Origin of the sequence: Erwinia endophytica (assembly GCF_009295515.1) — a bacterium.
In the GTDB taxonomy this organism is placed as follows: domain Bacteria; phylum Pseudomonadota; class Gammaproteobacteria; order Enterobacterales; family Enterobacteriaceae; genus Erwinia; species Erwinia endophytica.
Genome location: NZ_RQVV01000015.1, coordinates 1 through 26,310, shown reverse-complemented (window position 1 = coordinate 26,310; position 26,310 = coordinate 1). Strand labels below are relative to the sequence as shown.

24 protein-coding genes are annotated in these 26,310 nt (G+C 50.0%); 8 read left to right on the top strand and 16 right to left on the bottom strand.

The genetic code is table 11. From position 1 onward, the window contains the following. Window positions 1-151: 151 nt before the first annotated feature. From atpD to ravA, 14 genes are all read right to left on the bottom strand, one after another. Window positions 152-1,534: a F0F1 ATP synthase subunit beta gene (atpD, locus tag EH228_RS05425; protein ID WP_152320665.1), complete on the bottom strand. Its 1,383-nt coding sequence runs from the start codon at window positions 1,532-1,534 to the stop codon at window positions 152-154. 152 nt (window positions 1,535-1,686) lie between these two features. After that, window positions 1,687-2,556, bottom strand: coding sequence for a F0F1 ATP synthase subunit gamma (gene atpG, locus EH228_RS05420; RefSeq protein WP_152320664.1), 870 nt, complete (start codon window positions 2,554-2,556; stop codon window positions 1,687-1,689). 54 nt (window positions 2,557-2,610) lie between these two features. Then, on the bottom strand, window positions 2,611-4,152 hold the full coding sequence (gene atpA, locus EH228_RS05415) for a F0F1 ATP synthase subunit alpha (protein WP_152320663.1): 1,542 nt from the start codon (window positions 4,150-4,152) through the stop codon (window positions 2,611-2,613). A 14-nt stretch (window positions 4,153-4,166) separates the two neighbouring features. After that, window positions 4,167-4,700 carry a F0F1 ATP synthase subunit delta gene (atpH, locus tag EH228_RS05410; RefSeq protein ID WP_152320662.1) on the bottom strand — a complete coding sequence of 178 codons (534 nt, stop codon included), beginning with the start codon at window positions 4,698-4,700 and terminating at the stop codon, window positions 4,167-4,169. A 14-nt stretch (window positions 4,701-4,714) separates the two neighbouring features. Continuing rightward, window positions 4,715-5,185 carry a F0F1 ATP synthase subunit B gene (gene atpF, locus EH228_RS05405; RefSeq protein WP_152320661.1) on the bottom strand — a complete coding sequence of 157 codons (471 nt, stop codon included), beginning with the start codon at window positions 5,183-5,185 and terminating at the stop codon, window positions 4,715-4,717. 104 nt (window positions 5,186-5,289) lie between these two features. Further along, window positions 5,290-5,529 carry a F0F1 ATP synthase subunit C gene (atpE, locus tag EH228_RS05400; RefSeq protein WP_152320660.1) on the bottom strand — a complete coding sequence of 80 codons (240 nt, stop codon included), beginning with the start codon at window positions 5,527-5,529 and terminating at the stop codon, window positions 5,290-5,292. A gap of 49 nt (window positions 5,530-5,578) precedes the next feature. Continuing rightward, the gene (atpB, locus tag EH228_RS05395; protein ID WP_152320659.1) at window positions 5,579-6,397 is read right to left on the bottom strand and encodes a F0F1 ATP synthase subunit A; all 819 of its coding nucleotides are present in this window, start codon (window positions 6,395-6,397) and stop codon (window positions 5,579-5,581) included. A gap of 8 nt (window positions 6,398-6,405) precedes the next feature. After that, window positions 6,406-6,786 carry a F0F1 ATP synthase subunit I gene (atpI, locus tag EH228_RS05390; protein WP_152320658.1) on the bottom strand — a complete coding sequence of 127 codons (381 nt, stop codon included), beginning with the start codon at window positions 6,784-6,786 and terminating at the stop codon, window positions 6,406-6,408. A 768-nt stretch (window positions 6,787-7,554) separates the two neighbouring features. Continuing rightward, window positions 7,555-8,169 (bottom strand): 16S rRNA (guanine(527)-N(7))-methyltransferase RsmG, encoded by a 615-nt coding sequence (gene rsmG / locus EH228_RS05385; protein ID WP_152320657.1) that lies wholly within the window; start codon window positions 8,167-8,169, stop codon window positions 7,555-7,557. Between the two features lie 71 nt (window positions 8,170-8,240). Then, window positions 8,241-10,130, bottom strand: a complete 1,890-nt coding sequence (gene mnmG, locus EH228_RS05380; protein WP_152320656.1) for a tRNA uridine-5-carboxymethylaminomethyl(34) synthesis enzyme MnmG — start codon at window positions 10,128-10,130, stop codon at window positions 8,241-8,243. Window positions 10,131-10,582: 452 nt separating this feature from the next. After that, entirely contained in the window at window positions 10,583-11,026 is a 444-nt protein-coding gene (gene mioC, locus EH228_RS05375) for an FMN-binding protein MioC (protein ID WP_152320655.1), read from the bottom strand. A 258-nt stretch (window positions 11,027-11,284) separates the two neighbouring features. Next, window positions 11,285-11,746 (bottom strand): transcriptional regulator AsnC, encoded by a 462-nt coding sequence (gene asnC / locus EH228_RS05370; RefSeq protein ID WP_152320654.1) that lies wholly within the window; start codon window positions 11,744-11,746, stop codon window positions 11,285-11,287. Between the two features lie 252 nt (window positions 11,747-11,998). Continuing rightward, window positions 11,999-13,462, bottom strand: a complete 1,464-nt coding sequence (gene viaA / locus EH228_RS05365) for an ATPase RavA stimulator ViaA (RefSeq protein ID WP_152320653.1) — start codon at window positions 13,460-13,462, stop codon at window positions 11,999-12,001. After that, window positions 13,459-14,952: an ATPase RavA gene (ravA, locus tag EH228_RS05360; RefSeq protein WP_152320652.1), complete on the bottom strand. Its 1,494-nt coding sequence runs from the start codon at window positions 14,950-14,952 to the stop codon at window positions 13,459-13,461. Before ravA ends, viaA begins: the two co-directional genes overlap by 4 nt. A 244-nt stretch (window positions 14,953-15,196) precedes the next feature. Between ravA and kup the strand changes: the two genes are divergently transcribed. Continuing rightward, a complete protein-coding gene (kup, locus tag EH228_RS05355) occupies window positions 15,197-17,065 on the top strand; it encodes a low affinity potassium transporter Kup (RefSeq protein ID WP_152320651.1) in 1,869 nt (622 codons plus the stop codon). Window positions 17,066-17,164: 99 nt separating this feature from the next. Here the strand turns inward: kup and qseC are convergent, their stop codons facing one another. Next, entirely contained in the window at window positions 17,165-18,511 is a 1,347-nt protein-coding gene (qseC, locus tag EH228_RS05350; RefSeq protein ID WP_152320650.1) for a quorum sensing histidine kinase QseC, read from the bottom strand. Further along, window positions 18,508-19,170 (bottom strand): quorum sensing response regulator transcription factor QseB, encoded by a 663-nt coding sequence (qseB, locus tag EH228_RS05345; protein WP_152320649.1) that lies wholly within the window; start codon window positions 19,168-19,170, stop codon window positions 18,508-18,510. The genes qseC and qseB overlap by 4 nt, the downstream gene beginning before the upstream one ends. A gap of 286 nt (window positions 19,171-19,456) precedes the next feature. Here qseB and EH228_RS05340 point away from each other — a divergent pair, with 286 nt between their 5' ends. The 7 genes from EH228_RS05340 (at window position 19,457) to rbsR (ending at window position 26,078) form a co-directional block, all read left to right on the top strand. Further along, window positions 19,457-19,855 carry a YgiW/YdeI family stress tolerance OB fold protein gene (locus tag EH228_RS05340; protein ID WP_152320648.1) on the top strand — a complete coding sequence of 133 codons (399 nt, stop codon included), beginning with the start codon at window positions 19,457-19,459 and terminating at the stop codon, window positions 19,853-19,855. Between the two features lie 416 nt (window positions 19,856-20,271). Beyond that, on the top strand, window positions 20,272-20,691 hold the full coding sequence (gene rbsD / locus EH228_RS05335; protein WP_152320647.1) for a D-ribose pyranase: 420 nt from the start codon (window positions 20,272-20,274) through the stop codon (window positions 20,689-20,691). Window positions 20,692-20,698: 7 nt separating this feature from the next. After that, window positions 20,699-22,204 carry a ribose ABC transporter ATP-binding protein RbsA gene (rbsA, locus tag EH228_RS05330; protein WP_152320646.1) on the top strand — a complete coding sequence of 502 codons (1,506 nt, stop codon included), beginning with the start codon at window positions 20,699-20,701 and terminating at the stop codon, window positions 22,202-22,204. Between the two features lie 2 nt (window positions 22,205-22,206). Then, window positions 22,207-23,175, top strand: a complete 969-nt coding sequence (rbsC, locus tag EH228_RS05325; protein ID WP_152320645.1) for a ribose ABC transporter permease — start codon at window positions 22,207-22,209, stop codon at window positions 23,173-23,175. Window positions 23,176-23,197: 22 nt separating this feature from the next. Then, the gene (gene rbsB / locus EH228_RS05320; RefSeq protein WP_420841449.1) at window positions 23,198-24,079 is read left to right on the top strand and encodes a ribose ABC transporter substrate-binding protein RbsB; all 882 of its coding nucleotides are present in this window, start codon (window positions 23,198-23,200) and stop codon (window positions 24,077-24,079) included. Between the two features lie 64 nt (window positions 24,080-24,143). Continuing rightward, window positions 24,144-25,073, top strand: a complete 930-nt coding sequence (gene rbsK / locus EH228_RS05315) for a ribokinase (RefSeq protein WP_152320643.1) — start codon at window positions 24,144-24,146, stop codon at window positions 25,071-25,073. A 3-nt stretch (window positions 25,074-25,076) separates the two neighbouring features. Continuing rightward, entirely contained in the window at window positions 25,077-26,078 is a 1,002-nt protein-coding gene (rbsR, locus tag EH228_RS05310; RefSeq protein ID WP_240116230.1) for a ribose operon transcriptional repressor RbsR, read from the top strand. Window positions 26,079-26,310: the final 232 nt, after the last annotated feature.

The following is a 26,310-nucleotide window of genomic DNA, read 5'->3' as shown; positions in this document are numbered from 1 at the left end:
TGACTGCATTTACTCACCCCTGACTTAAGGGGGTCGCTCGTTTACCGCACGATTCAGCCTGACAGCTTCAATCCTGCGGAACCAGTACCTGTACTATGCAAAAACACCTTGGCGTTTTTGTCCTGCAACTCGAAAAATTCAGGATATATGATTACAGTTTCTTCGCCTTTTCCACAACTTCATCAATGGAACCGACCATGTAGAAAGCCTGCTCCGGCAGATGGTCGAATTCACCTTCCATGATGCCTTTAAAGCCACGGATAGTATCTTTCAGCGACACATATTTGCCTGGAGAACCGGTGAAGACTTCCGCCACGAAGAACGGCTGAGACAGGAAGCGCTGAATCTTACGAGAACGCGCAACCACCAGTTTTTCGTCTTCAGACAGTTCATCCATACCGAGGATGGCGATAATATCTTTCAGTTCCTGATAACGTTGCAGTAATGACTGAACGCCGCGAGCCGTGTCATAGTGCTCCTGACCAACCACCAGCGGATCCAACTGACGACTGGTGGAATCCAGCGGGTCAACTGCCGGGTAGATCCCCAGAGAAGCAATCTGACGGCTCAGTACCACGGTGGCATCCAAGTGCGCAAAGGTGGTGGCTGGCGACGGGTCAGTCAGGTCATCTGCAGGAACATAAACCGCCTGTATAGAGGTGATTGAACCCGTTTTAGTCGAGGTGATACGTTCCTGAAGCACCCCCATCTCTTCTGCCAGCGTTGGCTGATAACCTACCGCAGAAGGCATACGACCCAGCAATGCAGACACTTCCGTCCCGGCCAGGGTATAACGGTAGATGTTATCAATGAACAGCAGAACATCACGACCTTCGTCACGGAACTTTTCGGCCATCGTCAGACCCGTCAGCGCAACACGCAGACGGTTTCCTGGTGGCTCGTTCATCTGGCCATAGACCAGGGATACTTTATCGATAACGTTTGAGTCGGTCATTTCGTGGTAGAAGTCATTACCTTCACGGGTACGCTCACCCACACCAGCGAAAACGGAAAAACCTGAGTGCTCAGCCGCAATGTTACGGATAAGCTCCATCATGTTGACGGTTTTACCTACCCCAGCACCACCAAACAGACCGACTTTACCGCCTTTGGCAAACGGACACATCAGGTCGATAACCTTGATACCGGTTTCCAGCAGATCTTGCGAGTTTGACTGTTCTTCATAAGAAGGGGGTGCACGGTGAATTGACCAACGCTCTTCTTCACCAATATCGCCTTTCATATCGACGGGTTCACCCAGCACGTTCATGATACGGCCAAGCGTCGCTGTACCTACCGGCACCTGAATGGGATGTTCAAGGTCCGTTACTTCCAGGCTGCGTTTCAGGCCGTCTGAGGCCCCCATAGCGATAGTACGAACCACGCCGCCGCCCAGCTGCTGCTGAACTTCCAGCACCAGACGAGCATCACCATTTTTAACCTCAAGGGCGCTGTACACTTGCGGTACTGCGTCCTGAGGGAACTCGACGTCGACCACGGCGCCGATTACCTGGACAATCTTTCCAGTAGCCATCTTGAATCCTCTACCTAATTCGTTTACACCCTACTCGCTTGAAGCAGCAATAGTGTTAGCAGCCTGAACTATCCGGTATCGCTCTTAAGTAAACGCAACGGGACGCATTCGCTTACTGTTTTGCTGCTGCTCCAGTGCCTGGGTATACCTGATTAAACCGCGGAGGCCCCACCGACAATCTCGGTAAGTTCCTGGGTGATGCTGGCCTGACGAGCTTTGTTGTATACCAACTGCAGGTCTTTGATCAGGTTTCCGCCGTTGTCAGTTGCGGCTTTCATCGCCACCATACGTGCGGCCTGCTCACTGGCCAGGTTTTCTACAACCCCCTGGTAAACCTGAGACTCGACGTAGCGACGCAATAATGTATCCAGCAGCGCTTTCGGATCCGGCTCATACAGATAATCCCAGGTACTCTTATTCACAACGTCTTCATCTTCATCTGCTGGCGGTAACGGCAGCAACTGATTGATCTGCGCAGTCTGAGACATGGTGTTGATAAATTTGTTGCTGACCACATAAAGCTTGTCGATCCGACCTTCGTCATAAGCCTGCAGCATCACTTTTACCGGGCCAATCAGGTCAGACAGGGCTGGTTTATCCCCCATACCGGTAACCTGAGCAACCACGTTGCCACCGACAGAGTTAAAGAATGACAGACCTTTGGAACCGATAATGGCCAGATCACTCAGTACCCCTTTATCAGACCAGCTTTTCATATCAGCCAGCAATTTTTTGAACAGGTTAATGTTCAAACCACCACAAAGCCCGCGGTCGGTGGATACGACCAGGTAGCCAACGCGCTTAACGTCACGCTCCTCCAGGTAAGGGTGCTTATACTCCAGATGCCCTAACGCAATGTGACCAATCACTTTGCGCATGGTCTCTGCATAAGGACGGCTAGCCGCCATACATTCCTGCGATTTACGCATTTTGGAGGCAGCCACCATTTCCATCGCTTTGGTGATCTTTTGCGTATTCTGAACGCTTGCGATCTTACTACGTATCTCTTTTGCGCCGGCCATAAGCTTCTCCTCAAAGCCTTGCGGCCTGCCCCTTAAGGGACAAGCCGCCAGACATTACCAGGACTGGGTTTTCTTAAACGTTTCGAGGAGGTCTTTTAACTTCTCTTCGATCTCGTTGTTGTAGTTACCAGACTGGTTGATTTCAGCCATCAGCTGAGCGTAATCACGCTCAGCGAAGGCCAGCAAAGCGGTCTCGAAGCTGCTGATTTTCGCCAGTTCAACGTCATTCAGAAAGCCTCGCTCAGCTGCAAACAGTACCACCCCCTGCTGTGCGATAGACATAGGCATATACTGTTTCTGTTTCAGCAGTTCAGTCACTTTCTGTCCGTGATCCAACTGTTTACGGGTTGCTTCGTCCAAATCGGAGGCAAACTGTGAGAACGCGGCCAGTTCACGATACTGCGCCAGAGCGGTACGAATACCACCGGACAGTTTCTTGATTATCTTGGTCTGCGCAGCACCACCAACACGGGATACGGAAATACCCGGGTTAACCGCCGGACGAATACCAGAGTTGAACAGGTTGGTTTCCAGGAAGATCTGACCATCAGTAATCGAGATAACGTTAGTCGGAACGAATGCGGAAACGTCACCAGCCTGGGTTTCAATGATTGGCAGCGCGGTCAGTGATCCCGTTTTACCTTTCACTTCACCATTAGTGACACGCTCAACATAGTCGGCGCTCACACGGGAAGCACGCTCCAGCAAACGGGAGTGGAGGTAAAACACGTCCCCTGGGAACGCTTCACGTCCTGGCGGACGACGCAGCAACAGTGAAACCTGACGGTAAGCGACAGCCTGTTTAGACAGGTCATCATAGACGATCAGCGCATCTTCACCACGGTCACGGAAGTATTCTCCCATGGCACAACCCGAATATGGTGCCAGATACTGCAATGCAGCAGACTCAGAAGCGGTCGCCACCACCACAATGGTATTAGACAGGGCGTTGTACTCTTCCAGCTTACGAACCACGTTAGAGATAGTGGACGCTTTCTGACCAATGGCCACATACACGCACTTGATACCGGAATCACGCTGATTGATGATTGCATCGATAGCCATCGCGGTTTTACCGGTCTGGCGGTCACCGATGATCAGCTCACGCTGGCCACGGCCGATTGGGATCATCGCATCAACTGACTTGTAACCCGTCTGGACAGGCTGGTCAACAGACTGTCTGTCGATAACGCCAGGGGCAATCACTTCGATTGGTGAGAAACCATCGTTGTCGATAGCGCCTTTACCATCAATTGGCGCCCCCAGGGTGTTCACCACGCGGCCCAGCAAGCCACGACCAACAGGCACTTCCAGAATACGGCCCGTACACTTAACCTTCATACCTTCGGCGAGGTCAGTATAGGGTCCCATCACCACCGCACCAACAGAGTCACGCTCCAGGTTCAGGGCGATGGCATAACGATTACCCGGTAATGAGATCATCTCACCCTGCATCACATCGGCCAGGCCATTAATGCGGATGATACCGTCACTGACGGATACGATTGTACCTTCGTTGTGAGCTTCACTCACGACATTGAACTGAGCAATGCGCTGCTTGATCAGTTCGCTGATTTCGGTGGAATTCAGTTGCATATGCTCCAGTCCCCTTAAGACTGCAAGACGTCTGCAAGACGCTCAAGACGGCCGCGTACGCTGCCATCAATGACCATATCACCCGCACGGATGATTACGCCTGCCATTACAGACTTATCAATTTTGCAATTCAGCTTAACTTTGCGTGACAGACGTTTTTCCATAGCGGCGCTGATTTTGGTCAGCTGTTCGTCACTCAATGTAGTGGAAGAGATTACCTCAACGTCAATGATCGCATCATGTGCGGCACGTAACTGGATAAACTGAACCAGAACATCTGGAAGCGCTGGTAAACGTTTGTTTTCAGCCATTACCTTGATCAGATTCTGACCAGCTTCGTCCAGTTGCGAGCCACAGATAGCGATGAACTGTGCAGACAACGCTTCCGGCGCAAGCGCGCCATAAAGCAGTTCTGCAACCTGTTCATTGCTGGCTACCTCAGTAGCGAACGCCAGCATCTGCTGCCAGCTATCAACATTCTGATGCTCAACAGCAAAGTCAAAAGCTGCTTTGGCGTAGGGGCGAGCTACAGTAGTAAATTCAGACATCAGCCCCTCCCTCCTTACAGTTCAGCGACCAGTTTATCGACGATGTCGCTGTTAGCAGCTTCATCCACGGAACGTTCAATAATTTTCTCGGCGCCAGCAACAGCCAGCATCGCGACTTGTTTACGTAACTCTTCACGTGCACGTTTACGCTCGGCTTCAATTTCCGCCTGCGCCTGAGCAACGATCTTGTTACGTTCCTGCTCAGCTTCAGTTTTCGCTTCGTCCAGGATCTGCGAACGACGCTTGTTAGCCTGTTCGACGATAACCTGAGCTTCTTCTTTCGCTTTTTTCAGCTGATCGGTCACATTAGCCTGCGCGAGATCCAAATCTTTTTTGGCACGTTCAGCGGAAGCAAGGCCTTCGGCAACTTCTTTCTGGCGCTTTTCGATAGCAGCCATAAGCGGCGGCCATACGTACTTCATGCAGAACGCTACAAACAGGATGAACGCGATAGCCTGACCGAGGATTGTTGCGTTAAGGTTCACAGCACAATGCCTCTTGTTAAGTTAACTTTTCTCTGCGGTTATCAATAATAATCGACAGAAGCCGTTCATCGCCAAACATTATGTTTAACGATGAACATCGGTTACTACGCGACAGCAAACATCACGTACAGACCCAGACCAACAGCGATCATCGGGATAGCATCCACCAGTCCCATTACCACAAAGAACTGCGTACGCAGCAGAGGAATCAGATCAGGTTGACGCGCAGCGCCTTCCAGGAATTTACCTCCGAGGATGCCGATACCGATCGCAGCACCGATTGCCGCTAAACCCATCATCACAGCGGCAGCCATGTACAGCAGATCAATATTCAGGTTTTCCATGACAGTCTCCAATTTGTTTCAGTTAAAACGCAGTTGTGTTGATAAAAAATCAATGTTCTTCAGATGCCATCGACAGATAGACAATCGTTAAGACCATGAAAATGAAAGCCTGCAGCGAAATGATCAGGATGTGGAAAATGGCCCAAGGCACATTCAAGACCCACTGTGACCACCACGGCAACAGACCGGCAATCAGGATAAAAATCAATTCCCCCGCATACATGTTGCCAAACAGTCGCAGACCGAGAGAAATCGGTTTGGAGAGCAGGCTCACCCCTTCAAGGATCAGGTTGATCGGGATGAAAATGGGGTGATTGAAGGGTTGCAAAGTCAGCTCTTTAGCAAAGCCGCCAATGCCTTTCATCTTGATGCTGTAGAACAGAATCAAAATAAATACGCCAAGCGCCATCGACAACGTCACGTTAACATCAGCCGTTGGTACAATACGCAACGATGGTAGCCCCAGGATGTGTTCACCGATATACGGCAGCAGATCGATAGGCAGCAAATCCATGAAGTTCATCAGGAATACCCAGACGAAAATCGTCAGAGCCAGCGGAGCGATCAGTTTGCTTTTTCCGTGGTACATCTCGCGCACATTACTGTCGACAAAACCAACAACCAACTCAATCGCTGCCTGCAGTTTTCCAGGTACGCCACTGGTGGCTGATTTCGCAACCTTACGAAACAGCACCAGGAACACCAGTCCCAGCACCACAGAGAAAAACATGGAGTCGATATTTAGTATCCAGAACGTCGCTGGTACGTTATGTGGATGCACTAGCTCGAAGGTACGCAGGTCAAGCTGAAGATGTGTCAGATGATGACCTATGTAATCCTGCGGCGTAGAGATTTCTCCTGCAGCCATGATGCCTCTTACCCTTTGTTGTTAATTACAGCCGGTGCGACGATTTGCACCATCAGCACCGATAACCAGGCCACTCCAAGCGGCGTAAACACCACTCTGAATATCGCCAGCGCCGCGATCAGCAGAAGAATGGTTGCCAGAACCTTCAGCACTTCAGCCAGTGCGAACCCCCAGGCCACGCGCCCCTTAACAGGGTCCCCTGCCTGATGACGCCAGGCAAAAATCATAAACAACACGTTTGGCAGCCAGGCTGCCAATCCACCCGCAAATGCGGACGAGCCCCAAGTCAGATCTTTAAGAGCAAATAGCGCGCCGATTACGACTAAAGTCACCAACTGAAGCAACAGCACGGCTCGGACAAATTTCACACTGTAAAGAGACACTGACATGACGCTGAAATTCTCCTGCCCCTCGGGGGCTATGTCGCGTGTCGTATAAAACTGCCTTTGCTCTTTTGAGTCAAGCGGCAAAAAACGAGCAAATTATACGGTGCGCCCCTGTAATTTCAATGGATAAGTAGCGAAAAGGTGAACAATTATTTAAATTTCTTTCGCGATCCCTATTTTTCAATTCTGGGTAAATCATCAAACTACCGATAATTGATGCTAATAGCGATCAGACACGGGTCGCAAAGCGTGCAGAAGATCACACTTAAAGTAATATCGCGCGCAAAAAAAAGTCAGTAAGAATCCTGAAATGACAGCAAAAACCACGCTAAAAATATTTTATATTCAGTGGATTATATCAATTTATTTTTAAAAGACACCTTATTATCTTTTCAACGAACTTATTGACATGTCAGTTCACTAATTTTCCACACCACAATTAGTACTTATCTCAATTTATAAACAAAATAGATTACAGTGCATGACGATCAAAAATCAGACAAAGCTTAGATATAGTTAATGTATTGATAATCCAATGTACATAAAAGGTTAAATGTAAATGAGTATGTCTGATAATTTCAACGGCTAGTTTTAACGTTGCCGAAACAATCCCCCAGCAAAAAAAAACGATAAATTCCACACGAAAGGTCAAATTTACATCACCTCCCTGGCCATGTTTTCACTGCGATTAATTCAACAAATTTATAGTTACGTAACTTAACTAAAAATCCAATAACATAAAGCACCTACGAACTTTATGGACATAATTCATCAGGGACTGATCACCACCAGATGGCGTTCACCTTCAAGTTGTGGAACAGAAAGTTTGAGAACTTTATCGAGGGTGAATCCCTCAGGCAAAACCGCAATTTCATCCTCAGGAACAACCCCTTTAAGCGCATAAAATCGGCCATTTTCACCCGCCAGATGACAACACCAGTTGAGCATATCGTTGAGAGAAGCAAAAGCACGGCTAATAACGCCATCAAAAGGGGGTTCAGCAATAAAATCCTCTACGCGGCTCTGTACCGGGGTGATATTACTGAGCTTCAGCTCGTACTGCACCTGCTTTAAGAAACGGATGCGCTTGCCCAGGCTGTCTAATAAAGTGAAATGGGCATCAGGACGAACGATAGCCAACGGCACGCCTGGTAACCCAGGACCGGTTCCCACATCGATAAAACGATGTCCCTGCAGGTGAGGTTCCACCACGATACTGTCAAGAATATGGCGAACCAACATCTGCTGAGGATCACGCACAGAGGTCAGGTTATAAGCCTTGTTCCATTTATGCAGCAACTCGACATAGGCCACTAACTGATGTATTTGTTGATCGGACAGAGAAATATGAGCGGTTTTCAGCAGAGAAGTGAGTTTAATAATCACAATTATTTCCGGTAAACAAGCAATAAGGGCGAGTCATCGCCCCACAACACAACCTAAAAGAACCGCGCTTGTCAGGCGCTTTTGCGCAATAAACCTTTCTTTTTAAGGTAGATCAACAAAATGGAGATTGCTGCTGGCGTAATTCCGGAAATACGTGAAGCCTGGCCTATCGAACCCGGTTTATGATCGTTCAATTTAGCGATGACCTCATTGGAAAGGCCGCTCACCTGACGATAATCCAAATCCTCTGGCAAAAGAGTGTTCTCATTGCGCAAATGACGGTCAATCTCTTCCTGCTGTCGAGTGATGTACCCTTCATATTTAACCTGGATTTCAACCTGTTCCGCCGCCTGAGGATCTTTCAGTGCCGGAGTGAAAGTACTTAAGGTCATCAATTTTTGGTAAGTCATTTCAGGCCGACGTAGTAGATCTTCGCCATTCGCTTCCTTAGTCAGTGCTGCACTCAGTACGTTATTCACTTCCTCAACCGAAGTGGATTTCGGGTGAACCCAGATATCACGCAGACGTTGACGTTCCTGCTCAATGCTTTCAAGTTTCTCATTGTAGCGCGCCCAGCGAATGTCATCCACCAGACCCAATTCCCGGCCGACTTCAGTCAGGCGGAGGTCAGCATTGTCTTCACGTAGCATCAGGCGATATTCTGCTCTGGAGGTAAACATGCGATACGGCTCTTTGGTGCCCAAAGTGCACAGATCATCAACCAGGACCCCAAGGTAAGCCTGATCGCGGCGAGGAGCCCAGCACTCTTTATCAGCAGACAGTCGCCCCGCATTCAGACCAGCCAGTAAGCCTTGCGCTGCGGCTTCTTCGTAACCTGTCGTACCGTTGATTTGACCGGCAAAAAACAAACCGTGAATAAATTTGCTTTCCAACGTGGGTTTTAGATCACGAGGATCGAAGAAATCATACTCAATCGCGTAGCCAGGACGGACGATTTTAGCATTTTCCATTCCCTGCATTGAGCGTACGATCTGCATTTGGACGTCAAAGGGTAGGCTGGTAGAGATACCGTTCGGATAAATTTCGTTGCTGGTCAATCCTTCGGGCTCCAGAAAAATCTGGTGGGCATTACGATCAGCAAAACGCATCACTTTATCTTCAATCGATGGACAGTAGCGTGGCCCAATCCCTTCGATTATGCCAGCATACATCGGGCTGCGATCGAGATTATTGCGGATAACTTCATGTGTTTTCTCATTGGTATGGGTGATGTAACAAGGCATCTGCTGGGGGTGCTGCGCGACATTGCCCATGAACGAAAACACTGGCATTGGCGTATCGCCATGCTGAGGCGTCAGTACGCTGAAATCAATGGTTCTGGCATCAATACGTGGAGGAGTACCGGTTTTCAAGCGACTGACACGCAGAGGAAGTTCGCGCAGACGACGCGCCAGCGGAATGGAAGGAGGATCTCCAGCACGCCCCCCACTATAATTATCCAGTCCGATGTGAATCTTGCCGTCCAGGAAAGTCCCGACCGTCAGCACTACGGTTTTTGCCCGAAACTTCAACCCCATCTGAGTGACAGCACCAACCACGTGATCATTCTCGACAATGAGATCCTCAACAGCTTGCTGGAAGATCATCAGATTGGGTTGATTCTCCAGAGCGGTACGTACGGCCTGCCGATAGAGCACGCGATCTGCCTGAGCTCGAGTCGCTCGTACCGCCGGGCCTTTACTCGCGTTTAGTATCCTAAACTGGATACCCGCCTGATCGATGGCGTGGGCCATGAGTCCGCCAAGTGCATCCACTTCCTTAACCAGATGTCCTTTACCGATACCACCAATCGCAGGATTACAGGACATTTGTCCAAGCGTATCAATGTTATGGGTTAAAAGCAGGGTGTGCTGACCCATTCGGGCTGCTGCCATTGCAGCTTCGGTTCCCGCATGACCACCACCGATTACGATGACGTCAAAAGGATCTGGATAAAACATGGTACTGCACCTCGCCGTTGTGCGATTGAGTCATTTCTGTCAGGAGTGTGGATTCTACTCAACTTTAAACGTTGGCGAAAGCACAGGGCCCGGCAGGTATTAAAAAGAAGATCTTTTTTATTTAGAGATCTCTTTATTGGATCTTCTATTAGGATCGACGATCTCTGTGGATAAGCCTTTTTTCCTGCACAGGATCATTGATTTAAGCAGGATCGTTTGCTGTGAAAGATCGGTGATCCTGCCACGTATAAGCTGGGATCAAAAGATGGAGTTATTCACAGGTACTGGCAAGTATGAAAGTTGTTATTGGGATAACAACCGGTTATCACCGGGTATAAAGCAGACTTATCCACAACTGATTGCCGGTAAAATGAACAAACAGGGGCATTATTTACAAAACTATCGTGGTTTTTATTATGTGGGCAGCCAGAATCAACGACTACCCGAGGTATTCAGTTCAGCAATAATTTCCAACTTTCTATCCACACCTCTGCGGGATCTTCCGGGATCTCATGTTCCAGCACGTCAATATCCAGACGATCACCAAGCCGTTTAGCGCCGCAAGCGGTTAGTAAATTATCCATCTTATCTATTGCACCGCAGAATGTATCGTATTCCCGGTTGCCAATGCCCACAGCCCCATAACGAACCCGGCTTAGATCCGGTTGGTTATCTTTTATTGCATCAAACAACGGTTGCAGGTTATCCGGCAGATCACCTGCGCCATGGGTGGAAGTCACTACCAGCCAGGTACCTTCTGTGGAAAGTTCGTCCAGTTCGGGGCCGTGCAACAGCTCTGTTGAAAAACCAGCCGCTTCTAATTTTTCAGCCAGCATTTCGGCGACATATTCTGTGCCGCCTAAGGTACTGCCAGTGATTAAGGTTACGTCAGCCATGTCAGATCCCTGCTCTACAAAGTTGGATATTGTACGCTGTGATCAATATGGGATCTACCTGTGGGTAAGTAGGGTTAATAATGGTGGGGGGCTCTATTACTTGCCATTTTCCGCCCGGACAGTGCTCGCGATCCTCACAGACTAAAGTATGCTGCGGGCGCTGTGTGCTGGCTGAACGAAAATGGCCTGCAACTATAAACGCCACGTACACTTGTAAGATTAAAAGCCTATATTTCTGTGGATAATTTTGTGCACAGATCAGGGCTTGATGGTACGCATAATGGGGTTTTGCAGGGAGATCAGCGTTTCGGTGGACTGGATTTCTTCAATGGTCTGGATCTTATTGATCAGTACTTGTTGTAAAGCATCGATCGAACGGCACATGACTTTAATGAAGATGCTGTAGTGACCCGTGGTGTAATATGCCTCGACAACTTCATCCAGACTGTTCAGACGAGCCAGCGCAGAAGGATAATCTTTGGCGCTTTTCAGAATGATGCCAATAAAGCAGCAGACATCATATCCCAATTGCCTGGGATCAATCTCCACCCGCGTGCCTTTGATTATCCCTGATTGCTTCATCTTTTCTACCCTGACGTGGATAGTGCCTGGGCTGACGTTAAACTGTTTGGCCAGTTCAGCATAAGCGGTGCGGGCATCGGACAGCAGCGCGTTGAGAATGCCACGATCGAGGTTATCAATTTGCAAATTATCTGCCATGGCGCTTCCTGTATTAATGATTGAACAATGAATAACTGCGTAATGTGAAGGTAATTAACCAGACAGGCAATATTATTGTTGATTCATCAGCGGATACCCGATCCGCTAAGATGTCCTGGCGTTTACGCCAGACTGCTAAAATGGAAGTGTGTCAAACACGACCCTTTCGCCGGGCACGAACGGTCGGCAACAGAACCATCTCATGCACATGACTATAGCAAATAAGCATGCCCCGATTTTTGCTATCGGAAACTAATGTCGCAAGCGGCGCCGCAAGCGGCTTCTCAACCCGGTATCAAAGCGCCAGATATGGTCGAAGATGCGCATAATGCCAGGTTTTCCATGATCGGACAGGGCTACAGCATGGAAGCGCTGTTGCTGTTGTGACTGGTGGCGTTTGATGCTTTTTTGTAGTTCTTCCGGTATCCGCTGAGCGATGAAGTCGGAAATAATCACCGCATCGGCGTCATTCCACCCGGGAGTGGACAGTGTTGTCAGCACTGCATCCAGGCAGGCAGGCAGATCGGTACCGCCACGAAAGCGCTGGCTGAGGAAACGGATGGCCTGGGCAATGCCGTCATCTGCCGTCAGCTCATAACCGATAACCTCGTGGGCGAACAGCATGATGTAACAGCGGCGGTTATCAGCCAGCGCCATCTTTAGCAACGCCAGGCAGAAGGCTTTGGCACAACGTTCGTTAAAACCGCCCATTGAGCCAGAAGTATCAACGCAGACAATAAAAGGCCCGCGAGGCTGTTGGTCATAATGATGGTGGGTGACCGGGCGTAAGGTGACTTTATCGTGCCAGGCTTCACCTTGCAGGCGATACGTCAGCAGTCTTTTTTCTACCAGTCGGCGGTAAAACTCCATCTCCAGCTCGCTGATGCCTAATGTCGCCAGCTCTGTGGGCAACAGACGCAGGATATCATCGCTTTGATGCAGCCCGTTAACGCCTTCCGGCACATTTGAGGGTTCTCTGACCCACTGGTGAAAAGCCTCCATTGGTGCGTCCTCCGACAGTACCACTTTGGCCTCCCGGCTGCGCCCCAGCTGTTCTGCCAGCTTTTGCAAAGTAGGTTGTTGTGCCAAAAAATCACTGTATTCCACCAGCAATTGATAATCACCACTCTGTAGGGGATTTTTGGTCAGATCCCACAGTCTACTCGCGGCAACTTCATTGTTATCTGACAGTATCTGCGCCAGTTGCCCACTCATCATCAGCCGTTGTTGCAGCTCGGCCAACAGTTTTTCTCGTTCTTCATCAAACAGTTGCTGATTTAGCGATAAGGTTTGCAGTGACAGGCTGAGCCGCCAGCGTTGTAAAAACAGGATGTGCTGCGGTTCTGTGAGCGAATCGGCAGGAAAAGCATTGGCGACCCGTTCCCGGGCTTCTTTAGCGAACGGGGAGTGATGTTGTTCCAGATATTGCAGTATTTCTTCTAATCGGTGGCAAAATGCAGGTCGGCTTAGCGGTTGGCATTGCTGAAAAAGAGTGAACTCGTCGGCCAGATCGTCCGGGGCAGGGCTGGTTTTCAACTGTTCGAGAATTTCGGACCTCCAGCGTGGCAGATCCTGCATTAAGGCTTTTTTCAGGGCCGGGTATTTTTCAAAAAAGACCGCCAGTTGTGGGTTGGTCAGTAACGCCAGAATCAACTCATCGATCATCGCATTTTCACTGATGGCCAGAAAAGTGCTCAGTGTATCCAGCGAGATCACTGCCGCACCTGCTTAAGTCGCTCGGAAACCTGCTGCAGGCTCTCTTCAATCTTTGCCAGCCAGTCATCACTGATGAACAGGCAACGTTGGTGCTGGCTGAAAAGAAGCCGCTGAGTACGCAGTTGCGTCTCCAGTTCATCAAGCGCCTGCTCAATTTCTTCCGGTAGACTGCTGTCCTGTTGCTTGCCGGGCAGCATCAGCCTGGAAGTCTGTAAGCTGACATCCCGCAACGTCAGGCAGTCGTTGCTGTCCACGTGCAGATCCAGCGATTGGGAAAAGCCAATGCCATTCAGTTTGCCACGCACCTCTGTGCCTTTTTGCAACCAGTGATGCAGGGAATCGCGAGTGATAACCACATGCGTTACATGTATATCGTGCAATATCAGGGTTTTTTGCAGCATCAGGATCAGGGGATCATCCGTCAACGTGGCAGGCAGTTCGTAATGTGGTTTGCGGCTGAACATGCCGCCGTGTTTTTCCAGCCTGATAGCGTGTTCGACGTTCTTTTCCTGTTGCAGCGCCAGGCGGCGGGAGTCAATCTGCTGTAGTTTTATCAGCATCGGCTGCTGTTGCCATGCTTGTTGCGTCATCAGATTATCGATTTCATTATCGAGAAGCTTCATTGACGGCATGTCATGCCACAGGCAGTCTTTCAGTAGGATCAGATCGATCGGTGCAATCGCACTGCGGCCACTATAAAAAGCACAGGCCTGCAGCAGATGAATCGCTTTTTTCCAACGGCGATCAGAGACGTAAGGCGCATCTGGATGGTTCTCCAACTGTTGACGAAGCAGGAAAATTAACTCGAACACCTCATCTGGTAGAGAAACCTGGGCGATTCCCTTCTGCCATTCACTGTACTCTTCATCGGTAATACGCAGCGAATCAGCCACTGGATTACTGTCGTCTTGCTGGTGGGTTAGCATGCCGCGGAAGTTCTGTTTTTCATGTACATTATCCAGCCACAGACGGATCAGCATCCGGTCATACAGGGCTTCCAGCCCGCTGTCGGCCTCGGGAAGCTCGTTGGCGGCGGTGATCAGCAGCCGCATCGGAATTTTTTCTTCACGGTCGCCATTACGAAAACGACGTTCGTTGATGGCCGTTAGCAGAGTGTTAAGAATGGCCGGTCCGGCTTTCCAGATCTCATCCAGAAACACTATTTCGGCATCTGGCAGATAGCCTCGGGTCAGACGCTGATAGCGTCCTTCGTCTTTTAACGCCTGAATAGACAGTGGGCCGAAAACTTCCTCCGGCGTGGAGAAGCGGGTCATCAGATATTCGAAAGCGCGGGCATGTTGGAAAGCAAATTTTAAACGGCGGGCTATCAGACTTTTGGCTATACCTGGTGGACCAAGCAGAAAGACGCTTTCTCCGCTGAGTGCTGCCAGCAGACAAAGGCGAATCGCATGATGCCGTTCATAAAGCCCCTTTTCTAAGGCATTGCTCAGGCGAGCGATTCTTTCCGCAAGTACATGATGCTGAGGCATAATCAAACATTCATCCTTATTCTACGGTCTGTCGAGCGTAAACATTACGGGTTATGATGCTTGAAAGTGTTGATGTGAGTCAGCTTTTTTCTTATCAAAGGGTGATACAGGACATTGAAATTTTTATTTTTAACGTAATTAGGGGTAGGCATTCGTGATGAATCGTGCATACTGTGCGCTTTTTGACGGTTTGATAACGCTGCAAGCAATTCGGCAAAATTCAGCCCCAACAAAAGATTAGTTTATGAGTTCTGAAAAAAAGCAGTCCCTTGGTGGTGTCACGTTAGCAGCCATTGGTGTTGTGTATGGCGACATAGGAACCAGTCCACTATATACTTTGCGGGAATGCCTCTCCGGGCAGTTCGGTTTTGGTGTTGAGCGTGGTGCGGTATTTGGCTTTCTTTCGCTGATTTTCTGGCTGTTGGTATTGGTCGTTTCGCTGAAATATATCAGCTATGTGATGCGTGCCGACAATGCTGGGGAGGGGGGCATTCTTACGCTGATGTCACTGGCTGGTCGTAATACCAGCGCCAGAGCCACCGCAGTATTGGTGATCATGGGATTGACTGGCGGCAGTTTTTTCTATGGCGAGGTGGTTATTACCCCCGCTGTTTCGGTGCTTTCGGCCATTGAAGGCTTGGAAATTGCGGCACCGAATCTTGATACCTGGATCGTACCGCTGGCGATTGCTGTTCTGACTTTACTCTTTATTATTCAAAAGCATGGAACAGGAATAGTGGGTAAACTGTTTGCGCCAGTGATGATGCTATGGTTTATCGTACTGGCAGTCATGGGTGCGCGCAGTATTCTGCATAACCCTGATGTTCTTCATGCGTTGAATCCCTACTGGGCAATACACTTCTTCGTTGAATATAAAAAAGTTTCATTTTTTGCGCTGGGAGCGGTGGTACTGGCGATAACCGGCGTGGAAGCGCTGTATGCGGATATGGGGCACTTCGGTAAATTACCAATCCGCCTGGCCTGGTTTTCAGTGGTGCTGCCGTCGTTGGTGCTGAACTACTTCGGTCAGGGCGCGCTGTTGTTGAAAAATCCACAAGCTATTAAAAATCCGTTTTATCTGCTGGCGCCTGACTGGGCGTTGATCCCAATATTGATCCTCGCGACGTTGGCGACGGTTATTGCCTCGCAGGCGGTGATTTCCGGTGTCTTCTCCCTGACGCGTCAGGCGGTTCGTTTGGGATACCTGCCGCCGATGCGTATCGTGCATACTTCAGAAGAAGAATCAGGACAGATTTATATTCCGGTGATCAACTGGATCCTGTTTTTCGCAGTGGTCCTCGTCATTATGGACTTCAAACACTCCAGTAATCTGGCGGCGGCATACGGTATTGCCGTGACTGGCACGATGGTACTGACCGCGATTCTCTGCTCTGTTGTGGCGATTAAAAACTGGCACTGGAATCGTTATCTGGTGATGCTGATCCTTATTGGTATGTTGTGTATTGATGTTTCCCTGTTCTCAGCAAATCTGATTAAAGTCTTTTCGGGGGGCTGGTTACCGCTGAGTTTGGCATTGGTGATGTTTGTTATCATGACCACCTGGAAAAGCGAACGTTTCCGTCTGCTGCGTCGAATGCATGAGCACGGCAACTCTCTGGAGGCGATGATTGCCTCTCTGGAAAAATCACCGCCGGTGCGTGTACCGGGAACCGCGGTTTATATGTCCCGGGCCCTGAACGTTATCCCGTTCGCAATGTTACATAACCTCAAACATAACAAAGTGCTACATGAGCGCGTAGTGCTCCTGACGTTACGTACTGAAGACGCGCCCTACGTGCATAATGTTCGTCGTGTGACTATTGAGCAGCTTTCCCCGACTTTCTGGCGCGTGGTGGCCAGTTACGGTTGGCGTGAAACGCCGAATGTGGAAGAGATTTTCCATCGTTGCGGGCTGGAAGGGCTGAACTGCCGGATGATGGAAACGTCGTTCTTTATGTCGCATGAGTCGCTGATCATCGGCAAACGACCCTGGTATTTGCAGTTGCGCGGCAAGCTGTTCCTGATGCTGCAAAAGAACGCCCTGCGTGCGCCGGATCAATTTGAAATTCCCCCTAATCGGGTTATCGAATTAGGAACCCAGGTTGAAATTTAAACCACAGAAACAGGACGGGCTTGCCGGCCCGTCGTTTCTGCGCGTTAACTTTTTGATTGATGTTCACTGAAAGAGATCATTGTCGTTATCGTCGGTGAATTACCAGCTAATCCGTACGATGAAGCCGCCTTCTTCCCGGTTAGCAAATGTCACCTGCATTGCGTGTAAGTGGGCTATCTGGCTGACAATCGACAGGCCCAACCCGCTACCGCTTTTCTCTTGTCCCGGTGGCCGATAGAAACGTTCGCCGATTCGCTTTAAGTCTTCAGCACTCACGCCGTTACCGTCATCCGCCACCTCAATCCCATGCTGTGAAAGTTTCAGCTCAATGTTGCCGCCAGCCTGACTGTAACGAATGGCATTATCCAGCAGGTTGCGCATCATCAGTGACAATAGCAGTGTATTACCAGGAAAGATGACCGGTGTGTCTGGCGAAGTTAACATGATTTCCACCCCTGCTGACCGTGCTTTGCCGTAGTGATCCATCACCGCCTGTTGCAATAGTGGTTGTAGATCTACCGGCTGTTTATCAAGTTCTTCGCTGCTTTCCAGCCTTGAAAGCGTTAGCAACTGATCGACCAATCGGGTGGCGCGGTCGATTCCTTTATCCAGATTGATCAATGCATGATGGCGCAAGGCTTCATCATCATGTGCCAGTTGTACGACCTCCGTTTGCACCTTTAGCGCTGCCAGTGGGCTTCTTAGTTCATGGGCGGCATCGGAAGTGAAGCGGCGCTCACGCACCAGCATTTCGCCAATTCTGGCGAACAATGCGTTCAGTTCTTCTAACAACGGACGCACTTCCTGTGGAACCCGTTTCTCGTGTAGCGGCGAACTATCATCTGGGGAACGTTGACGGAGCTGGTGGGCCATTTTTTTCAGTGGTGCCAGTTCGTGCGTCAGCAGCCATAACAGTAGCAATATCATTACCGGCAGGGCTATCAGCCATGGGAACAGATTGGTTTGTACAATATCTCTGGTCATATCATCGCGATATTCCCATTCCTGACCGACTACGACCAGATAGCGGTTATCTGGTGTACTGAGCCATACCAGCCGCCATAAGTCATCATCGTCCTTCAACTTATCGTCAGTGAAACCATCGCGCTGGTAGTGGAAAAGGAAGTCTTTGCCGTTGTCACCATCATTCATTACCATCCGTCCGTCACGCGTGAAGACTGCAAAGGCCAGAGTATCGTCATCTTGCTCACCGTGATGATGTTTGAGCATCCTTTTGCTTTTAGGCATGGTGAGTGGTTGAGTGTTGATCTGCTCCGGGTTCATTGTCGCCAGACGTTTGGCGAACAGCATCTGCTGGGTATCAAACAGCTTGTTAATATTGTGTCTCGTCTGCCACCAGGCCCCCAGGCTTGCCGCGCCCCCACAAATCAGCGTGAGCAGAATAAAACCCAGCATCAGGCGCAGACGTAAACTCAGCTTGTTCACAACGGTTCTCCCAGCGTATAACCCACGCCATGAACGGTGCGAATAAACTGACTGCCAAGTTTTTTACGCAAATGGTGAATGTGTACCTCAACGGTATTGCTGGAGACGTCGTCATCCCAGCTATAAAGCTTCTCTTTCAACTGATCGCGAGTCAGAACACGACCGGCATTCATCAGGAACAGTTCCAGTAGTGCCAGTTCGCGTGCCTTCAGCGGCAGTGGATCACCATTGAGCGTGACCGTGCGTGAACCGGTTTCCATTACCACCGCACCGTGGTTCAGTGAAGGGTGAAGCTGTCCGTGACGACGACGGATCAATGCCTGTAGACGCGCAGCGACCTCGCTAAGCGCAAAAGGTTTGCAAAGGTAGTCGTCCGCGCCCTGTTGTAAACCGCTAATCCGTTGTTCCAATGCATCTCTTGCCGTCAGGATCAGTACCGGCTCATCGCGACCCTGTTGTCGCCACTGGCGTAGGATCTCCAGTCCATCAATGCCGGGCAGGCTGAGGTCCAGCACCACGGCATCGTAAGGCGCGGCGTCCAGTGCTGTTTTTCCCTCTTTGCCATTGGTAAACCAGTCAACGTTGAACCCCATCTTAATCAGCCCGGCACGGAGGCCGTCGCCAATCAACCTGTCGTCTTCAATGACTAAAATTCGCATGATAGATTCCTTCTGTGAATAACGGTTTTATACGAGACCGCGTTGCCTTTGTATAGTCGTTATACTGCAAACAGAGGGACGGTGGCGGGGTATCAGGATCCCTGCGATTGCCACTGTCCCGCAACTTTAATTATTGAGGGTATATACCCACGAATAGCGAAAATCGCGCGTTTTAGACAAAATAATAAAATTTTCCAGCCAAGCCATGTTCCTTAAGATCCTGTTAAGAACCTTTTGTTTTAATTCCGCCTGAATAAAACGTACCCATTCAAAAAAGGTGAATAAAATGAAAAAGAATGCTGCTTTACTGGCCATTGTTGCTCTGGTTTCCACCCCGGTATTTGCTACCCATATCGGAGGGTTCATTGATCCTAATGCGCCAACGACATCAACGCAGAAAGGTGGCTTCGTGAACCCTAACGGCGCGTTGACCACGGTGAAACAGGCTCAGAATATGGCTGATAACGCCTGGGTGACGATGCACGGCAATATTGAAAAGCGTGTGGGTGATGATGATTACCTGTTCCGCGATGCCTCAGGGGTCATGAAGGTTGAGATTGACCACAAACGCTGGGAAGGCCAGACCGTGGCACCAGCCGACAAAGTTGAAATACAGGGCAAGCTGGATAAAAACTATAACTCCGTCGAACTGGATGTTAAACAGATCCGTAAAATTCAGGGCTGAGTCTGGCTCGCCAGGTTTTTCAGTGTCGCGCCTGATGGCGTTCTGAACCGGAAGATATCGCTGCCTGCGTCTCATCCCTTGCGGGAGCGTGGAGAAAGTCTTGTTCATTCTGGTTCTGTCACCAGGTCGCCTTCCGTATCACGGGCTCTGCTTCTGGGCCCGGATAGTATTGCGGGCATGCTGATGACGCGCATCCTCAGAGGGAAAATACAGCGCGTCTGCATCCGGTCAGTGATGCTGTTGGTATCCTCTCTATTCTTTTTATCATTAGTGTTATCTGCTATTTAAGGCAAACCGTGGTCATTGTGAACGAAACGTTTCGATGCTGATCACAGTTTCACCTTTTGTCGATTGTTTTTTCCCCTTGCTGTTTTCTATACTCCTGCTCAGCGAAACGTTTCGCTCGGGAGTGAAACATGAAAAAAGGCACTTTACTACATTCTGAAATCTCATCCCTGATTTCCCGCCTGGGGCATACCGATAGCCTGGTGATTGGTGATGCGGGTCTGCCTGTTCCGGCCGGATTGCAACGTATCGATCTGGCGCTGATCAAGGGTATTCCCAGCTTTATGCAGGTGGTACAGGCGGTGACTGAAGAGATGCAGGTTGAAAGAGCCGTCATTGCGGAAGAGATCAAATTTCATAACCCACAAATTCATAGCGAATTACTGGCTCTACTCAATGTGCTGCAGCAACATCAGGGGAACACTATCGCTATTCAGTACGTCAGTCATCATCAGTTCAAACAGCAAACACAGCGTAGTCATGCGGTGATTCGCAGTGGGGAGTGTTCTCCGTATGCGAATGTCATCTTCTACGCTGGTGTGATCTTCTGAGGCCGCCATGCAACCCTTATTGCAACTGCAAGGCATTGATAAATCATTCCCAGGCGTAAAAGCGCTCTCGGGAGCGTCACTGGCTGTTTATCCTGGCCGCGTGATGGCGCTGGTGGGGGAAAACGGCGCCGGAAAATCTACCATGATGAAGGTGATGACTGGGATCTATCGCTGTGACGCCGGCTCTATCACCTGGCTGGGCAACAACGTCTCATTCAACGGGCCAAAAGCCTCTCAGGATGCGGGGATTGGCATTATTCATCAGGAACTTAACCTGATTCCACAGCTCAGTATTGCGGAAAACATTTTCCTTGGTCGTGAGTTTGTGAACAGATTTGGCCGTATTCAGTGGAAGAAGATGCATGCTGAGGCTGATGTGTTGCTGAAAAGACTAAATTTGCGCTTCAGCAGTCACAAGTTGGTCGGCTCTCTGTCGATTGGCGAGCAGCAGATGGTGGAAATTGCCAGAGTACTGAGCTTCGAATCAAAAGTCATCGTGATGGATGAACCGACTGATGCATTGACCGATAGCGAAACCGCTTCGCTGTTTCAGGTGATCCGCGAGCTGAAAGCGCAGGGCTGTGGGATTGTCTATATCTCCCACCGTATGAAAGAGATTTTTGAAATCTGTGATGACGTGACGATTTTCCGTGATGGACAGTTTATTGCCGAGCGTACGGTTGACAGCCTCAATGAAGATACGCTGATTGAAATGATGGTAGGCCGCAAACTTGAGGAGCAGTATCCACGTCTTAATAAGGTGCCTGGCGAAGTTCGACTGCAAGTCGGGCATCTCAGTGGACCGGGAGTGGATGACATCAGTTTCTCGCTACGCAAAGGTGAAATTCTGGGGGTGGCGGGTCTGATGGGGGCGGGGCGTACTGAATTAATGAAGATACTGTACGGCGCACTGCCACATAGTGCGGGCCGTATCATGCTTGACGGCAAGAGCATATTGATGCGTTCCCCGGAAGAAGGGCTGCAAAACGGCATTGTTTATATCTCCGAAGATCGTAAACGCGACGGACTGGTGTTGGGGATGTCGGTGAAAGAGAACATGTCTCTCACGGCGTTGGACTACTTTAGCCACCGTGGTGGGCGGCTGAAACATGCGGAAGAGCAACTGGCAGTCAGCGATTTTATCAAACTCTTTAATATTAAGACCCCGTCGATGGACCAGCCCGTCGGGTTGTTGTCGGGGGGGAATCAGCAAAAGGTCGCTATCGCCCGAGGGCTGATGACCCGGCCAAAAGTGTTGATCCTTGATGAGCCGACTCGCGGTGTGGATGTCGGAGCGAAAAAAGAAATTTATCAGTTAATCAATCAGTTCAAGGATGAGGGGTTAAGCATCATCCTTGTCTCCTCGGAAATGCCGGAGGTGTTGGGCATGAGCGATCGTGTACTGGTACTGCACGAGGGACGCCTTAGCGGTGATTTCCCTATTGAACAGGCCTCGCAGGAAGTTCTAATGGCGGCGGCGGTAGGTAAGCAACATAGCGTGGAGCTGGCATAACAATGAATACCCAAACCCTTCAGAGTCGCCGTTTTTTCAGTAAGTCCTGGCTGCTGGAGCAGAAGTCACTGATCGCGCTGATAGTGCTGATTGCCATTGTTTCTGGCATGAGCCAGAACTTCTTCACCGTCAACAATATGTTCAATATCCTGCAGCAGACATCAGCCAACGCCATTATGGCGGTAGGGATGACGTTGGTTATCCTGACTTCAGGCATTGATCTGTCGGTAGGTTCGTTGCTGGCGTTGACGGGAGCGGTGGGAGCGTCGCTGGTGGGGCTCAATGTTAACGCGCTGGTAGCCGTTGTGGCTTCTCTGGCACTGGGGGCGGCGGTTGGCGCACTGACCGGGACCGTGGTGGCGAAAGGTCGGGTACAGGCATTTATTGCCACGCTGGTCATGATGATGTTGTTACGTGGTGTGACCATGGTCTACACCAACGGTAGCCCGATCAATACCGGATTCAATGACAATGCCGACCTGTTTGGCTGGTTTGGTATTGGTCGTCCACTGGGTGTTCCAACACCAGTCTGGTTGATGGCGATAGTATTCCTGCTGGCCTGGTACATGCTGCATCACACTCGTTTGGGTCGTTACATTTATGCGCTGGGCGGGAATGAAGCTGCCACCCGTTTGTCGGGCATCCGCGTCAACCGGGTCAAAATTATCGTTTACGCCCTGTGCGGCATGTTAGCCGCATTGGCCGGAACCATTGAAGTTGCCCGTCTTTCCTCGGCTCAGCCGACAGCGGGTACGGGGTATGAACTGGATGCTATTGCGGCTGTGGTACTGGGCGGTACCAGTCTGGCAGGTGGCAAGGGACGTATTATGGGGACATTGATCGGCGCGCTAATCCTGGGTTTTCTGAACAATGGCCTTAACTTACTCGGTGTTTCGTCTTACTACCAAATGATCGTCAAAGCTGTAGTGATTTTGCTGGCGGTGCTGGTAGATAACAAAAGCAGTAAATAACTCTCCCCTACAGGACATTATGATGAAAACGAATAAACGGACGGTTTTTGCAGTTCTGCTTGGTGTCACGCTGAGTGCTAATGCAATGGCGAAAGACACCATAGCGTTGGTGGTTTCCACCCTGAATAATCCCTTTTTCGTTTCGTTGAAAGACGGTGCGCAGAAAGAGGCTGATAAGCTGGGCTACAATCTGGTGGTGCTGGATTCGCAGAACAATCCAGCGAAAGAGTTGGCTAATGTACAGGATTTGACTGTACGTGGTACAAAGTTGTTAATGATTAACCCGACGGATTCTGATGCAGTGGGTAACGCGGTGAAAATGGCTAATCAGGCCAACATCCCGGTCATCACCCTCGACCGTAATGCGGCGCAAGGTAGCGTTGTCAGTCATGTCGCGTCAGATAATCGTTTGGGCGGTAAAATGGCTGGCGATTACATCGCGAAAAGACTCGGCGATCATGCCAAAGTTATTGAGCTATCAGGGATTGCCGGAACGTCAGTGGCTCGTGAGCGTGGTGACGGCTTTAAAACTGCCGCAGATGCCCATAAATTTGTTATCCTCGCCAGTCAGCCGGCAGATTTTGACCGTACTAAAGGCCTGAACGTGATGCAGAACTTGCTCACTGCGCATCCAGACGTGCAAGCAGTGTTTGCCCAGAACGACGAAATGGCGTTGGGGGCAATCCGTGCGTTGCAAACTGCGGGCAAATCTGATGTGGTAGTGGTTGGCTTTGACGGCACTGCTGATGGCGTGAAAGCGGTTGAAGGTGGCAAACTGGCGGCTACTGTGGCCCAACAGCCAGAGAAGATCGGCATTACCGGCGTGGATATCGCTGATAAAGCCCTGAAGGGCCAGAATGTTCAGGCGATCAATCCGGTTGACCTGAAACTGGTCACTCAATAAATCAAAGAAAAGCATGGCACGCGCCACCTTTCACAGGTGGCGCCTTTTTCTGGATAATTCTCTGATGAAAAATACCGGCAAACTGGCTGTTCTTGGCAGTATCAACGCAGATCATATCCTGAGCCTTGCCCAGTTCCCGCGTCCCGGCGAAACGGTTCTCGGGACGCAATATCAGGTGGCTTTTGGTGGCAAGGGCGCTAACCAGGCTGTGGCAGCCGGGCGCAGTGGGGCTGACGTTTCCTTTATTGCGTGTGTGGGTGAAGATAATATCGGTGGGCACATTCGTCAGCAGTTGGCAAAAGACCATATTAATGTGGCGCCAGTTGAAGTGGTGGCGGGAGAATCTACCGGTGTGGCGTTAATTTTTGTTAACGCGGAAGGTGAAAACAGTATTGCGATTCATGCCGGAGCGAATGCGGCGCTGACGCCAGCCATAGTGGAAAAACATCAACAGACCATTGTGGACGCTGCTGTTCTTTTAATGCAATTAGAGTCTCCTCTGGATAGCGTGCTGGCGGCGGCGAAAATTGCCCGTCAGCATCAGACTCGGGTCGTTCTCAATCCGGCCCCGGCAACGTCATTATCTGATGAGTTGCTGGCGCTGGTGGACATGATTACGCCGAATGAAACAGAAGCGGAAATCCTGACAGGCGTGCGTATCACGTCAGATGAGGACGCGGCACACGCAGCAAGCGTGCTGCATGAAAAAGGCATTGCCAGCGTATTGATTACACTGGGTCATCGCGGAGTATGGTTAAGTGAAAATGGCGACGGACAGCGTATTGCCGGTTTTAAGGTGAAAGCGGTAGATACTATTGCCGCAGGGGATACTTTCAACGGTGCGTTGATCACCGCACTGTTAGAAGACAAGCCAATGGATCAGGCGGTACGTTTTGCCCATGCCGCAGCGGCCATTGCAGTAACACGGCCAGGCGCACAACCTTCGGTACCCTGGCGCGATGAAATTGACAGCTTCTTGCTGCAGCAGGAGTAACTCGTGGCTACCATGAAAGATGTCGCACGGCTTGCTGGTGTGTCAACGTCTACAGTCTCCCACGTCATTAATAATAACCGCTTCGTGAGCGAAGCGGTGCGGGAAAAAATCATTGCGGCGATTACTCAGTTGAATTATGCGCCTTCGGCGTTAGCCCGCAGCCTCAAGCTTAATCAGACAAGAACCATCGGTATGCTGCTGACCGCCAGCAGCAACCCCTTTTATTCTGAAGTGGTTCGGGGCGTGGAGCGCTGTTGCTTCGAGCGTGGCTATAGCCTGGTGTTGTGTAATACCGAGGGCGATGAAGATCGCATGAACCGCAGTCTGGAGACATTGTTGCAAAAGCGGGTTGATGGATTGTTGATCATGTGTACCGAAAGCCATATCCCTTCGGCAGAGATCCTCAACCGCTATCCATCAATCCCTTCGGTCATGATGGACTGGGCACCCTTTGAAGGTGATAGCGACATTATTCAGGATAATTCGCTGTTGGGTGGCAAAATGGCTACCCGTTATCTGATTTCGCGTGGTTATACACGTATTGCTTGTATTGCCGGGCCTCAGGATAAGACGCCGGCACGTTTGCGCCTTGAAGGTTTTCAACAGGCGATGAAAACGGCCAATTTGCCAATCTTACCGGGTTATATAGTAAGAGGTGACTTTGAATTTGAGGGGGGATATAACGCCATGAACCATTTACTGGCGATCAATCCTCTACCGCAAGCCATCTTTACCTGTAATGATGCCATGGCAGTTGGGGTTTACCATGCGCTGTTTCAGGCTGGCCTTGTCGCTGGGCGGGATATTGCGGTGATTGGTTATGATGATATCGAACTTGCCCGTTATATGACGCCGCCGCTGACGACCATTCACCAGCCGAAAGATGAGTTGGGGGAACTGGCGATTGATACTTTAATTCACCGACTGGCCGAACCTGGCGACAGCCAACAGTTACTGGTCCTGACGCCGGAGCTAATTGAACGTGGATCCGTCACAGAAATTTAAATGCGTTTCTTAACATATAAAAAGAAATGCCTGGCAACACGATATCGATATCATGGCGCCTGAAAAGGATTTGGGATGCGTTTTTGCTGTAAACAGGTTCTTGAATCGGTGCTTTTTTCCTCTTCTGATGAAAAAAGAAGCTGTCGGCAATTTATTTTTAAGAAACACTTGTCAGTTGTCAGGAACCCCCTATAATGCGCCTCCACTGACACGGAATAACGGTTTAGCGACC